The following is a 13,060-nucleotide window of genomic DNA, read 5'->3' on the forward strand; positions in this document are numbered from 1 at the left end:
TTTAAATAATAAAAAGAGACCTAAAACATTTAAGTCTCTTTTGTCAATAAACTTTTTATATAAACTATTAATTTTTAATTAAATATTATCCAATATAAGTCTTAAATCTTTTTTATCTATTATAATATTAGCCTCTTTTTTAAGAACTTCTTTGGCACAGAAAGCTGCCCTATTTTTAGCATGCTTAAACATACTCAAATCATTAGCACCATCACCAACTACCAAAGTATCATCATAAGAAATATTAAGAAGTTTTTGAAGAGTTAAAAGCATATTGCCTTTGCTATCAGAAAACATCATCTCCCCTCCAACTTTTCCTGTAAGCACATTTTCTTTTACATGAAAAATATTTGCAAACTCAGCATCTAAATTAAGTCTTTGAGCAAACAAAACAGTGGCATTTTTAAACCCGCCGGAAAAGCATACACATTTATATCCTTTTTTATGAAGCTCTTCAATAGTTTCTTTAGCTCCATTCATTATAGGAAGAGAACTGCAAATTTCATTAACAGTTTCTAATTTTATTCCCTTAAGCAAAGATACTCTCATCTGAAGACTTTCAAAGAAATCAATCTCGCCTCTCATTCCTTTTGCTGTAATATCAGAAATTTCATCAGCAAAATTTGTTTCTCTTGCAATAATATCTAAAGTTTCTCCGTCCATTAAAGTAGAATCAAAATCAAAAACTGCTAATTTCATTTTATTTGTCCTTATATTTTATAGAGTATACTCTGCTGTAAGTCTTACATATTTAGGCTCATGAACGCCTTCTATATTAGAAATTTTTGTTATAACATCATTTCCTATACTTCTATCAACATTTATAGCCATTATAGACATATTGCTTCCTTTGATATTTTCTGATACACTCATAGAACCAATATTAATGCCGTCTCCTGAAAGCACAGTAGCAACTTTCGCTACCATAGCAGGCTGGTTTATATGAGGAACTACTAATATATGAGGCTGAGGCTTAATTATAACATCATAATCATTAAGTTTAACTATTCTAGCAATATTTTTAGCTATTAATGATACTGATACGCTTGTTACATCTTTATCGGTAGTTAATTTTACTTTTAATATGCCTGTAAATGTAGAAGGAGCTTCTGACTTAACAGTTTTTACTTCGATTCCTCTTTGCTTAGCAAGATAAGGAGCATTAACATAGTTAACATCTTGGAACATATAAGATAATGCACCTTTTAGTATAGCTACTTCAAGAGGCTGAATATCCAAATCAATCAAATCTCCCTGAGCAGTTATTTCTAATGATTTTATTTTACCATTAGAAATTTGCATTATCATCTCACCTGCATTCTCAGCTATTTTCATATAATCTTTAACAGGCTCTAATTTTTCTGGATTTAGAGAAGGTATATTAACTGCTGATTCTGTATATCCTCCAGAAAGCACCTGTTTTATCTGTTTAGCAACATCCAAAGCCACATTTATCTGAGCTTCTTTTGTACTTGCTCCAAGATGCGGAGTAAGTATTAAATTATTATTCTTATACTGTGTTAAAGGGCAAGTTTCTATTTTAGGTTCATTTACAAAAACGTCCACTGCAGCTGCTGCTATAGTTCCATTTTCCAATGCATTTTTTAAATCTTCTTCATTAACAAGTCCTCCTCTAGAACAGTTAATAATAATAGCAGTATTTTTCATTTTGCTCATATTATCTTTATTGATGATATTATTAGTTTCTGGAGTTTTTGGTATATGAAGTGATAAATAATCAAGTTTTGGTAAAAAATCATCTAAAGAAGTTTCATAAATAGCTCCAGCCTTTTGTACAATCTCTTCAGTAGCAAATGGATCATAAACTAATACTTTCATTCCAATAGCCAAAGCAATATGAACAACCTTTCTTCCTATTCTTCCAAATCCCATAACTCCTAAAGTTTTACCGAAAAGCTCATTACCTGTAAACTTATCTCTTTCCCATTTAGCTTCTTTAGTTGACACAGCAGCTGGCACTATATTTCTTGATATGGCAAGCATTAAAGCTATAGTATGTTCTGATGCCGCAATAGTATTTCCATCTGGGGAGTTTACTACTATTACACCTTTTTCTGTAGCAGCTTCTACATCTATATTGTCTACTCCTACACCAGCACGTCCTATAATCTTTAAATTTTTTCCAGCTTCTATAATCCTTTTTGTAACTTTAGTCTGACTTCTTACCATTAAAGCATCATACTCACCTATAACCTTTACTAGTTCATCTTCACTCATTGTAGGAAGAAATACAGCCTCAGAAACATCAGCTATTATATCCTTTACGCATTCATTTACCTTATCAGTTATTAAAACCTTCATATATCCTCTCCTATTATTGTTATGCTCGCCTTCGCTTAAAATAGCAAATAAATAAATTTATTTGCTGCTTCGGCTCGCTTTGTTGTTGTTATGCTCGAAAAAGCCTATAAGATCCTCGATAATGACTTTGTCCGCCTTAGGCGAATTATCGAGGCGGCTTTTTCTCACTATTGTTGTTATCTCGCTTTTGCCTATAATAATCTGCCAAACGAGTTTGCCAGATGGCTCGGCTCGCTTTGTTGTTGTTACGCTCGAAAAAGCCTATAAGATCCTCGATAATGACTTTGTCCGCCTTAGGCGAATTATCGAGGGGCTTTTTCTTTCTTATTATTGCTATGCTCGAAAAAGCCTAGAAATCCCTCAATAATTTATTATCGAGGGGCTTTTTCTCGCTATTGTTATTGTTATGCTCGCCCACCTGTAAGGTGCCTAATCGGTTTGCCTATAATCATCTGCCAAACAAATTTATCATATGGTACCTACTTGGTCGGCTCGCTTTGTTATTACTATTCTCAAAAAAGCATATAATCCTTCGATAATGACTTTATCCGCATTAAGCAAATTATCAATACAGTCTTTATAGCTTCATTATTATTACTAAAAAATAAAATATTCTAATATAATTATTAATAACTATATTAGAATATTAAAATCAAAACTATTTATTATTTATTTAATTCTTCTATTAACTTTTTAACTCCGCTTCCTAATTCAAACTTGTAGCCAAGTTTAACTAAACTAGCTTCTAAAGAGCCAACTGCCATTATCAAATCGCGTTCGCAAACATATCCCAAAGTACCTATTCTAAATATTTTATTTTCCAAAGCACCCTGTCCGTTTGCTACAATAATATCATAATCATCTTTTAGAGTTTTTCTTATGTCTGGAACACTTATTCCTTCTGGAGGAAGTATTGAAGTTATAGCATAGCTTGCATTACTATCATCTTCAACAAGAAGTTTTAATCCTATAGCTTTAATAGCAGCTCTTAAAGCAAGTGAAAACTTTTTATGTCTTTTATTAACATTTTCAATACCCTCTTCTTTTATCATTTTTAAAGCGGTATGAAGAGATGCTATCAAATTAACTGCTGGTGTAAAAGGTGTAGTATCTTTAGCTATAGATTTTTTATGTTCTGCCCAATTAAAATAAAAGCTAGGATATTTACATTTTTCATGCATTTTGAAAGCATCTTCACTTGCAGTTAAAAAAGAAAGTCCAGGGGCTATCATAAAACCTTTTTGAGAACCTGATATGGCTACATCAATATTCCATTCATCAGTTTTAAACTCCATAGCGCATAAACTAGTTATTCCATCAACAACAGATACAGCTCCATGTTTTTTTATAATTGAACATAAAGTTTTAATATCATTAGCAGCACCTGTAGAAGTTTCACTATGAGTAAGCGTTACAATTTTGATATCTTTATCCTTATTTAATGCCTCTTCAAGCATTTCAGCTGTTATCACTTTACCTGCTTCAACCTCTATTTTTGTTACAACAGCTCCTCTGCTTGCAGCAATCTTAGCCCATCTTGAACCAAAATTACCAATGGATAAACATAATACTTTATCACCTTCATTGATAAGATTTTCCAAAGCAGCACACATTGCACCTGTTCCGCTTGCTGTGAATAAAAATACATCATTCTTAGTTCTAAACACATATTTTAAATCTTCATACACTTCTTTTAATATGTTTGAAAATTCTTTGCTTCTATGTGCCATAGGATGCTTTGCCATTTCTACTAATGCTGATTCTGGTACAGGTGTAGGACCTGGTATCATCAAAAAAGTTTTATCTTTCATTACTGAAGTCTCCTTAAAAATAACAATACAAAATAAAAAATATTTTCTACATTATAGTACATATCTTATTTTTTACAATACTGTATCTAGTAATATTATATATAAAAATTAATTTTATATATAAAAATAACTATTTTATATATAAAATGCTTGTTTTTTAGAATTTATTTAATAAAGTTAAAATGCCATTATATATAAAAAAGCTAAAAACAATGAAAAATTATTTTAATTACTATACTAAATATATGCTGCTTTAATGCTGAAAAAAATGCAAAATAGTATAAAAATTGCAAATAACAATATGCACAAAAAATAACTTCTTTTGTCAATGAAAATAATGATAATCCTAATTGGAATAATTTACCTAATATGACAGAAATGATATAAATACAAATACTACTATAGATATTAAAGATAAAATATGGTCGTATTGTGGATATTTTGGAGCAAATATAGTGAGATAATTTATTTAATAGAAAACTCAAAAGGTATTAGCTTAATTTAAAGTTAATACTTTTTTATTTAATACAAAGTATACATAAAATATTTTAATACAAAACTTCTTGACAATACATTATCTTTTATATATTATTTAATATCTGATTTTTTATTTATCATAATTACAATTATATAAGTTACTTTAATTTAAGGAAAACAAATAATGAAATCACTAAAAAAAGAAATTATATATCCTATTATATTTGCATTGCTCTCTATATTATTTTTCTACAGCAATTTAACATTTTCATACCTTCAAATGGGAGATGTTATTCTTTGGGATATTAAAAATATTAAAGATGCCATATTAAATGGAAATTTATATTTTTGGAATAATGCCTATTTCACAATAGCTTCTTCTTCAACAGTACCTATTCACCCAAAATCTTTACTTATAGCATTATTACCTAATAATATATATCCTCAAGTAAGTATAATGTTTCATATAACTGTTATGGGATATGGTTTGTTCTTATTTTTGAGAGAAAAGAAATTATCAATAAATGCTTCTATGTTTGGTGCTGTTGCTTTGATGTTTTCTAATGCTATTATAACATTAATACTTCCCGGACATTTAGGTAAATTTGAAACTTACTGTTATTTTCCATTAGTATTATATTTTCTTTCAAAAGCTATGAATACTGAAAAATGGATTCATTTCTTTTTTACAGGGGCATTTTTAGGCATAGCATTTTTAGGCGGAGCTTTAGATGTGGCTATGTACTTCGCTTTATTTTTATCATGTTATTTTTTATATTTACTTTACAGTAAAAAAAATGATAAAAAACTAATGGATTTTATAAAAACAGATATTAAAAAAATAATTCTTTTATGTGTAAAATTTGCATTAGTTGCTGTATTTTCTTTTTTAATGTCTATACAAATAATAATGATTACAAGAAATACTCAAGATATGGGGGCAGCCGGAGTTACAGATAAAAATCAGTTATGGGAGTGGGCTACAAGATGGTCTTATCCTCCTGAAGAAGTATTAGGTTTCTTTATTCCTGGATTTTTCGGATACTACTCTGGAAGTGAAACTCATCCTTATTGGGGAAGAATAGCCAATATGCCCGGAGAGCCTAAAACTTCAAACTTCTCTTTAACTTCTGCCAATATTGGGTATATAACTTTCATCTTCATAATATTTGCCATATTTATAAGCAGAAAAAAATACAGTGAAAAACATTTTTGGATTGGTACTGCTTTATTCTTCTTAATAGCAAGTTTCGGAAGATATTTCCCTGTTATATACGGAGCTTTATTTCAAATACCAATATTCCAAGATGCAAGAAATCCTAATAAATTTATAGAAATTATACCTATTCCATTTGCAATACTATCATCATTTGCATGTGATTATATATTTAAAGCATTTGAGGCTAAAAAAGAAGATAAACTATTAAAATATTTGGAAGATGATTATAAATATATAAATATAGCCCAAAAGATTATGTACATAATAACAATAGCTTCTGTTATATTAGCATTAATAACAATACTAACAAATGGAATGATATATAACAATTTTGTTTCAGATTGGAAAGAAGCTAATGCTGCATTAATATCAAAAAATATATTTATGTCATTTATAAGATTGGCATTAATATCTTCTGCTGTGCTTCTCTTAATTAATAATACAATTTCATTAAAAGAATTAACTATAAAAGATAAATTTCTTGTAATAGTACCGTTAATAGGATTTATATTATTTTCTGTATATGATTTAGGTCATATAGGTTTTCTCATTATAGGAAGTATTATAGTATTTTTATATATTGTAATAGTAAATAAAGATGAATTATTCTATAAATATTTGCCTTATATGTTTATTGCTGTTTTATTTTTAGATTTAACCCAAAGCGGAAACATGTTTATAGTAAAATCAAATTATGATCAGATGTACAATTCTACTCCTATAGTAGATCATATATTAAATGAAAAAGGCAATGAAACAACAATGCCTATATTGATTCCTTATTTATACAGATACACTACTCATACAATGCCTTACTATAAAATACCTTTAACAGAACCGCCAGCAGCAAGCCGATTATCAAAAGATATTACAGATGTATTTTCAGCATTTAGAATAAATGATTATGTAGGTTATCAGCCTAGACTTATGGATTTACTTGGTGTAAGATACATTCTAAGTCCTACATATTTGGATCAGTCTGTACTTTCAAATGATTTAACAAAAATAACTGAATATCAGGATCAATTCTCTGCTGCTGTTTTATACGAGCTTAAAGGCTATAGAAATAAATATGAATTTGTTAACAATGCTTATAATGCCGTAGATTTCAATGATGGTCTTGGCAGAATTACAATGCCTAATTTTAATTTAGCTAATGAGGTTGTTTTATTAAATAACTCAAATAATAATATTACATTAAATAATGGAAATGCAATATATACAGCCGAATTACTTGAAGAAACAGATAATAAAATAATTCTGAATGTAAAAACTCCTGAAGCTGGTATTCTAGTATCTAAAGAACGTTACAATACTGACTGGTCGGTTACTGTAAATGGAGAAAAGAAAGAGTTATTAAATGCCAATCTGCTATTTAGAGGTGTTTATATTGATGCTGGAGATAATAATATAGTTTTTGAGTTCACACCGGCAATGAAATATTTGTACAGTACAATAATTTGCTGGATAATATTTATAGCTTTATCTATTTTTAATATAATTATATATTTCAAAAAACAGGATAATTAATACTAAATATTTATATTATTTAAAAAACAGTTTTAATAATTTTACATTAGAACTGTTTTTTAAATTTATAGATAATATGTACGATAATATGTAAGTAATAATTATAAAAATAATAAACTTGTAAATGAGAAGTAAAATATTTGTAAAAAATATTGACATATAATAATAAACATGATATACTAATAATATAAAAGGAGGAGGTTATTTATGAAAATATTAAAAGTAATATTAATTATTATTATAATCTCTTCCTCTGCTTTATTTGCTGATGATTGGATTGTTTCTCCTGACTATTTACCTGAAAGAGCCAAGCAATTTGTGGCACAAGTATTTCCTGATGCACAAATATGGTATGTTGAAATGGATGACGGAAAATATGAAGTTGAGCTTTCAAATGGTATAAAAATAGATTTCTTAGGCAATGGAGATTGGAAGGAAATAGAAGCAGAATATATAGGTATACCATATAATGTATTTCCTGCCAATGTTGCAAACACAATAAGAAATACATATCCGCAAACCGTTATAATAAGTGCCGAAAAGAAATGGGGTACTTATGAGATAAAGCTTAATAATATGATGGAGCTTTATATATCTTCTGACGGTCAGCTGATAGGACAAAAATTCGACGATTGATTTACTTTCCATCCCATATACAATGCAGGGTATTAGATTTTTATCTATGCCCTGTAATTTTTTAGCGGAACTTCATTATCATAAAATAATAAACTTATACCAAACTAATTTTATTTATCATTACGAAACGAACAATCATTGAAAAAAAGTCTGATAGGTGAAATAAGAAGATATTTATATATAAAAAAATAAGAAATAAACAATAGACTTGTTTTAAAACTACTTTACAGGATTGTATATAAAAATTTCATAATTTTATAATTTATAAAATAATGTTTCATAAATTATTATTTTTAGTATATAAATGTACAGTCTTTCACGAGAATATCCGGGCTTGTCTAGGATATAGCTTCTCCCCTGCCAAAGGCACGCTTCCTTAGGCATAAGAGCATGCTTTATATGGTAGTACCTATGAAATTACTAAAATTAATTTTGAAGCAAGTCTATTAAAAAAAGTCAATTTAGATTTAATAATCCAAAGCTTGAAAAACAATTAGAAATTATATATAATTTGTAAAATAGCAGCTTTTTTAGTTATCTATTACAGCTCCAATAAAAATAATTTTGAAATAAGTCTAATAATTTGTTTTAATAAAAGTCAATTGTAAAAATATTAATATTATATTATAATTAACATAATATATTTATAGTAAATAGGACTATCAATGGAAAATATATTGAAAGTAGAAAATTTAAAAATGTACTATCATACCTCAAAAGGTTTAGTAAAAGCAATCAATGATATAAGCTTTCAAATAAAGAAAGGCGAAACTTTAGGTATTGTCGGAGAATCAGGATGCGGAAAAACTAGTCTTGGCACATCTCTTTTAAGAATGCCTTCTATACCTGGAAAATATGAAGGCGGAAGAATAATACTTGATAATGAAGATATTATACCTCTTAAAGAAGAGTATGTAAGAAAGAACATAAGGTGGACTAAAATATCTATGGTTTTTCAAGGAGCTATGAATTCTCTCACTCCTGTGTATACAATAGAAAAGCAGATGATAGAAACTATAAACCGACATGTTGATATAAGTAAATCGGATGCCGGCAAACTTATAGAAGAATATTTGGGATATGTAGGTCTTCATGCCGATGTCGCTAAAAGATATCCTCATGAACTTTCAGGAGGTATGAAGCAGAGAGTTGTTATAGCTACTGCATTATTTTTAAAGCCTAAACTTATTATACTTGATGAGCCTACTACTGCATTAGATGTTATAGTTCAGGCACAGATTATAAATTTATTAAAAAAACTAAAGAAAGATTTTGATTTGTCATTTATTTTTATCACTCATGATTTAGCATTGGAAGCTGAAATTGCAGATAAAGTATGCGTTATGTATGGAGGAAAAATATTAGAACTTGCAGACAATAAAGATATATACGAAAACTCTAAACACCCATATACAAAAAGACTTTTAAAAGCTACTCCTAGATTAAATAAAGCTGTAAGTAAATTGGAGTTTATAGAAGGAACGCCTCCTGATTTGCTTAATCCTCCTAAAGGCTGTATGTTTTATGACAGATGCAAAGAAAGAATAGATGAATGCAAAAATGATGAACCTATATTAAAAGATATAGGAAATGGGCATTTATGTGCTTGTCATTTGATTAATTAGTAATTTCTTCTTTGTATGTTATATATTGTTCATTACTATAGATTATAGGCATATTATTATATTGTGAGTTTATATTTTTAGTTCCTATGATATTGTATTTTATATTTGAATTAGTATCTAATTTGAAATTTGGATTTTCAATTTTCATTAATACATACGAATATTGATCTGAGTCATACAAATTAAAAGAATTAGTATTTGAGTCTTTAATTATATTTTCTATATGAGGCTGCATAAATCCCCATCCAAATTTCCCTCTATTTTTATATACTTCATATATCTGTATATTAACAGCAAATAGATTCATTACCGCAAATATTAGTATAAAGTTAAAAATCTTTTTATATTCTATTTTCTTTATAAAATAAATTATAGGTATGAAAGTTAAAGGAAATATATTATAAAAATATCTAGGTCTTGCAGAACCTAAATTTAATAACATAAATAAAACTATAGTTGCTATTATATATATAAAATATAATAATGCTGATTCTTTGAATACTAAATCATCATCATTATTCAATTTCTTTCTAAAAAAATCTGAAATAAAAAATATAAAAGATAATAACCCAATAAGTACAGATATTATATAAAATATAAAACTAAAAATTAATTTAATATCTCCATTAAACCATCGTGTAAATATTACAGATATTTTATTGCCATAATTATAATTAGGCTCATCTGTTGGAAAAAACAAAACAGACCATATCTGAGGCGGCTGTATTATGGATTTTACTGAATTTTTCATATTAATAACATTCATCAAATTTGGAAATCCATTTGAAATTTCATACACAATATAAGGAACATACAATAGAAAAGATATCAAAACACCTATAGATAGCGGTACAATATATTGCTTAGTTCTTTTTATCCGTATTATTAAATATATAATAAATGCAGGTACTATACTGAAAAATACAGCAATATGACACATAGCCTCCAATGCTAAAATAGGAAATATAAAAATACTTGCAATATACGAATATTTATTGTCAGATGATATATATATTAATATTAAAGTTATTGAAATAAATGATAAAATAAAAACTGTATCCGGATTATATATTTCGTTTTGAAAATGTAAAAATGTAGCATTTACAAATAGTATAGAAGTAATTATTGACATTATTTTCAAACCAAATTTTTTTAATATAAAAATTAAAAATACCAAAGGTGATATGGTAATCAATATATAATTTAATAATCTAGCTATATCAATATTTTCACCTGATAAAAAATATAATACTAAATATTGTAAATAAAATAAACCGCCTGGTATTCTCGGAACATTTTCTTCATATACATTTTCAGAGCCTATTAATAATCCTGGAGATACTAAGTAAACACCCATAACAGGAAACTCTTTATTATCATAATATTTCCTCATATTATAATAATGCTCTAAAGTATCTCCGCTTGCCACATTATATTTATCATATAATTGAATTCTTGTTAAAAGCCCTACGAATATTGATAGAATAATGATTAATATATAAATAAAAGATTTATCTTTCATCTGCTGCCTCATATAATGCCGAAGCAGCATATATATTTATTATAATATTTTTTGCAACAAAGATAAATTTGTTTAAGAGAATAAAACTTGAAGTTTGTTTGTTTATTTGTTTCATAAATATGCTCATAATTCTGATTAAATAATTATACTATTATAAACATAAATAGTCAAATTAATTTCATTACTTATCATTATAAAAAATAAATACTTGATTTATGAATTATAATATATTACTATTATAAAAAATAAAATGATTAAGAGTTATAAATGGATAATGATATAATATTAAAACTTGAAAATGTAAAAAAATATTTTAATCCTCATGCCAACATTATAGAAAGTTTAATGAAAAAGTCTAAAGAGATTAAAGCAGTTGATGATGTTAGCTTTGAACTAAAAAGAGGAAAAATACTTGGGATAATAGGAGAATCAGGAAGCGGAAAAACCACTATAGGCAAACTTGTAATGAAATTAATAAACCCTACATCAGGAAATATTATATTTGAAAATGAAAATATTAATAATTTTAATAAAGAAGAAACTGCAAAATATAGAAGAAATGTACAGATGATATTCCAAGATCCTTATGCTTCTATGAATCCAAGATTTAAAATAAAAGATGTATTAAAAGAGCCTTTATATATTCATAATATTGAGGGAGATGAAAAAGTTTATGATGAGATGGTTATTAAGGCTTTAAAAGATGTAAAAATCAATCCTCCAGAAGAGTTTATGGAAAGATATCCTCATATGCTTTCAGGAGGACAGCGTCAGAGAATAGCAACTGCAAGAGCTTTGATACTTAACCCTAAATTAGTTGTTGCTGATGAGCCTGTTTCTATGATAGATTTATCCACAAGAGCAGAAATTCTTTATATGATGAAAGAACTTCAAATAGAGAAAAATTTAAGCTATATATACATTACCCATGATTTATCAACAGCAAGATATTTTGCCGATATGGTAGCAGTTATGTATTTGGGAAGTATTGTAGAAATTGGAGATGCTGATGAAATAATAGATAATCCTAAGCACCCGTATACAAAGGCATTAATAGCGGCAGTTCCAGATGCTTCTTCAGGAAGAGTTAATATAATAAAAGAACTACCTATCAAAGGAGAAATACCTAATGCCTCTGATATACCTTCAGGATGCAGGTTCCATACAAGATGCATATATGCTAAAGAAGAATGCAAAAATAATATTCCTAATGCTGAAAAAATTTCAAAAAATCATTTAGTTTCATGCCTGTTTGCAAAATAAATAATATTGAAATTACAAAATAATTTCAGTATAATAAAATAACTAATTATAAATAGGAATGAATTATTATGAAAGAATTTAATGATAAAGAAAAAAAAATAGCTGAATATATAGAAAAATATTTACCTTTCAGAGCAAAACATATATTTTCCACAAGAGAGCTTTCTATTAAAATAGCAGAAAAATATAATATAGATACAAATAAAGCATCCATTGCAGCATTATGCCATGATTTGGGAAAGAGATATAAAGATGATGAAATGCGTAAAATAATACTTGAAAATGATAATAAAGAATACCCTAATTATATAACAGGTGCTTTACTGCATGCAAGGGTAAGTTCCATAATCGCAGAAAAAGAATTCTCAATAAATGATAAAGAAATTTTAAATGCAATAGAAAGTCATACTGTAGGACATGGAAATATGACTATGCTTGAAAAAATAATATACGCCTCAGATTATCTTGAGCCTACAAGAAATATTCTAGCTGCAGATAAAATAAGAGAGAATATTTTTACAGATTTTGATAATGCATTTTTAGAAGTAGTATTGCAATCTATAAATTTTGTTTTGAGTAAAAAACAATATTTATCAGACAAAACAATAGAACTTTATAATTCATTAGTTATCAAATAATAATATTGGGTAAAATT

At 27.4% G+C, this 13,060-nt stretch carries 10 protein-coding genes; 5 read left to right on the forward strand and 5 right to left on the reverse strand.

The annotated features are described in order from the left end of the window. Positions 1 to 78: 78 nt before the first annotated feature. From serB to A966_RS11005, 3 genes are all read right to left on the reverse strand, one after another. Complete coding sequence (gene serB, locus A966_RS10995) at positions 79 to 699, reverse strand: phosphoserine phosphatase SerB (protein ID WP_008725565.1); 621 nt, start codon at positions 697 to 699, stop codon at positions 79 to 81. Positions 700 to 717: 18 nt separating this feature from the next. Then, a complete protein-coding gene (gene serA / locus A966_RS11000) occupies positions 718 to 2,322 on the reverse strand; it encodes a phosphoglycerate dehydrogenase (protein ID WP_008725568.1) in 1,605 nt (534 codons plus the stop codon). Between the two features lie 665 nt (positions 2,323 to 2,987). After that, positions 2,988 to 4,133 carry a pyridoxal-phosphate-dependent aminotransferase family protein gene (locus A966_RS11005; protein ID WP_008725570.1) on the reverse strand — a complete coding sequence of 382 codons (1,146 nt, stop codon included), beginning with the start codon at positions 4,131 to 4,133 and terminating at the stop codon, positions 2,988 to 2,990. Positions 4,134 to 4,794: 661 nt separating this feature from the next. On the opposite strand from A966_RS11005, the gene A966_RS11010 reads away from it, so the two are divergent. The 3 genes from A966_RS11010 (at position 4,795) to A966_RS11020 (ending at position 9,620) form a co-directional block, all read left to right on the forward strand. Continuing rightward, positions 4,795 to 7,359 (forward strand): hypothetical protein, encoded by a 2,565-nt coding sequence (locus A966_RS11010; RefSeq protein WP_008725572.1) that lies wholly within the window; start codon positions 4,795 to 4,797, stop codon positions 7,357 to 7,359. A 207-nt stretch (positions 7,360 to 7,566) separates the two neighbouring features. Next, positions 7,567 to 7,995 (forward strand): PepSY-like domain-containing protein, encoded by a 429-nt coding sequence (locus A966_RS11015; RefSeq protein WP_008725574.1) that lies wholly within the window; start codon positions 7,567 to 7,569, stop codon positions 7,993 to 7,995. A 665-nt stretch (positions 7,996 to 8,660) separates the two neighbouring features. Then, a complete protein-coding gene (locus A966_RS11020; protein ID WP_008725576.1) occupies positions 8,661 to 9,620 on the forward strand; it encodes an ABC transporter ATP-binding protein in 960 nt (319 codons plus the stop codon). Here A966_RS11020 and A966_RS11025 read toward each other — a convergent pair. Both A966_RS11025 and A966_RS13980 read right to left on the reverse strand, forming a co-directional pair. Then, positions 9,613 to 11,142 carry a hypothetical protein gene (locus tag A966_RS11025; protein ID WP_008725579.1) on the reverse strand — a complete coding sequence of 510 codons (1,530 nt, stop codon included), beginning with the start codon at positions 11,140 to 11,142 and terminating at the stop codon, positions 9,613 to 9,615. The genes A966_RS11020 and A966_RS11025 overlap by 8 nt on opposite strands. Continuing rightward, positions 11,132 to 11,257, reverse strand: coding sequence for a hypothetical protein (locus A966_RS13980; RefSeq protein ID WP_256093367.1), 126 nt, complete (start codon positions 11,255 to 11,257; stop codon positions 11,132 to 11,134). Before A966_RS13980 ends, A966_RS11025 begins: the two co-directional genes overlap by 11 nt. A gap of 152 nt (positions 11,258 to 11,409) precedes the next feature. Here A966_RS13980 and A966_RS11030 point away from each other — a divergent pair, with 152 nt between their 5' ends. Together A966_RS11030 and yqeK are read left to right on the forward strand one after the other, a co-directional pair. Continuing rightward, positions 11,410 to 12,405 carry an ABC transporter ATP-binding protein gene (locus A966_RS11030; protein ID WP_008725580.1) on the forward strand — a complete coding sequence of 332 codons (996 nt, stop codon included), beginning with the start codon at positions 11,410 to 11,412 and terminating at the stop codon, positions 12,403 to 12,405. 68 nt (positions 12,406 to 12,473) lie between these two features. Further along, positions 12,474 to 13,043, forward strand: a complete 570-nt coding sequence (gene yqeK / locus A966_RS11035; RefSeq protein WP_008725582.1) for a bis(5'-nucleosyl)-tetraphosphatase (symmetrical) YqeK — start codon at positions 12,474 to 12,476, stop codon at positions 13,041 to 13,043. Positions 13,044 to 13,060: the final 17 nt, after the last annotated feature.

Origin of the sequence: Brachyspira hampsonii 30446, assembly GCF_000316195.1 — a bacterium.
GTDB lineage: Bacteria > Spirochaetota > Brachyspiria > Brachyspirales > Brachyspiraceae > Brachyspira > Brachyspira hampsonii_C.

Bases quoted from the DNA above. Each gene is read 5' to 3' on its own strand.
- A966_RS11025 (WP_008725579.1), bottom strand. From the start codon at position 11,142: ATGAAAGATAAATCTTTTATTTATATATTAATCATTATTCTATCAATA.
- yqeK (WP_008725582.1), top strand. From the start codon at position 12,474: ATGAAAGAATTTAATGATAAAGAAAAAAAAATAGCTGAATATATAGAA.
- A966_RS11015 (WP_008725574.1), top strand. From the start codon at position 7,567: ATGAAAATATTAAAAGTAATATTAATTATTATTATAATCTCTTCCTCT.
- serB (WP_008725565.1), bottom strand. From the start codon at position 699: ATGAAATTAGCAGTTTTTGATTTTGATTCTACTTTAATGGACGGAGAA.
- serA (WP_008725568.1), bottom strand. From the start codon at position 2,322: ATGAAGGTTTTAATAACTGATAAGGTAAATGAATGCGTAAAGGATATA.
- A966_RS11010 (WP_008725572.1), top strand. From the start codon at position 4,795: ATGAAATCACTAAAAAAAGAAATTATATATCCTATTATATTTGCATTG.
- A966_RS11005 (WP_008725570.1), bottom strand. From the start codon at position 4,133: ATGAAAGATAAAACTTTTTTGATGATACCAGGTCCTACACCTGTACCA.
- A966_RS11030 (WP_008725580.1), top strand. From the start codon at position 11,410: ATGGATAATGATATAATATTAAAACTTGAAAATGTAAAAAAATATTTT.
- A966_RS13980 (WP_256093367.1), bottom strand. From the start codon at position 11,257: ATGAAACAAATAAACAAACAAACTTCAAGTTTTATTCTCTTAAACAAA.
- A966_RS11020 (WP_008725576.1), top strand. From the start codon at position 8,661: ATGGAAAATATATTGAAAGTAGAAAATTTAAAAATGTACTATCATACC.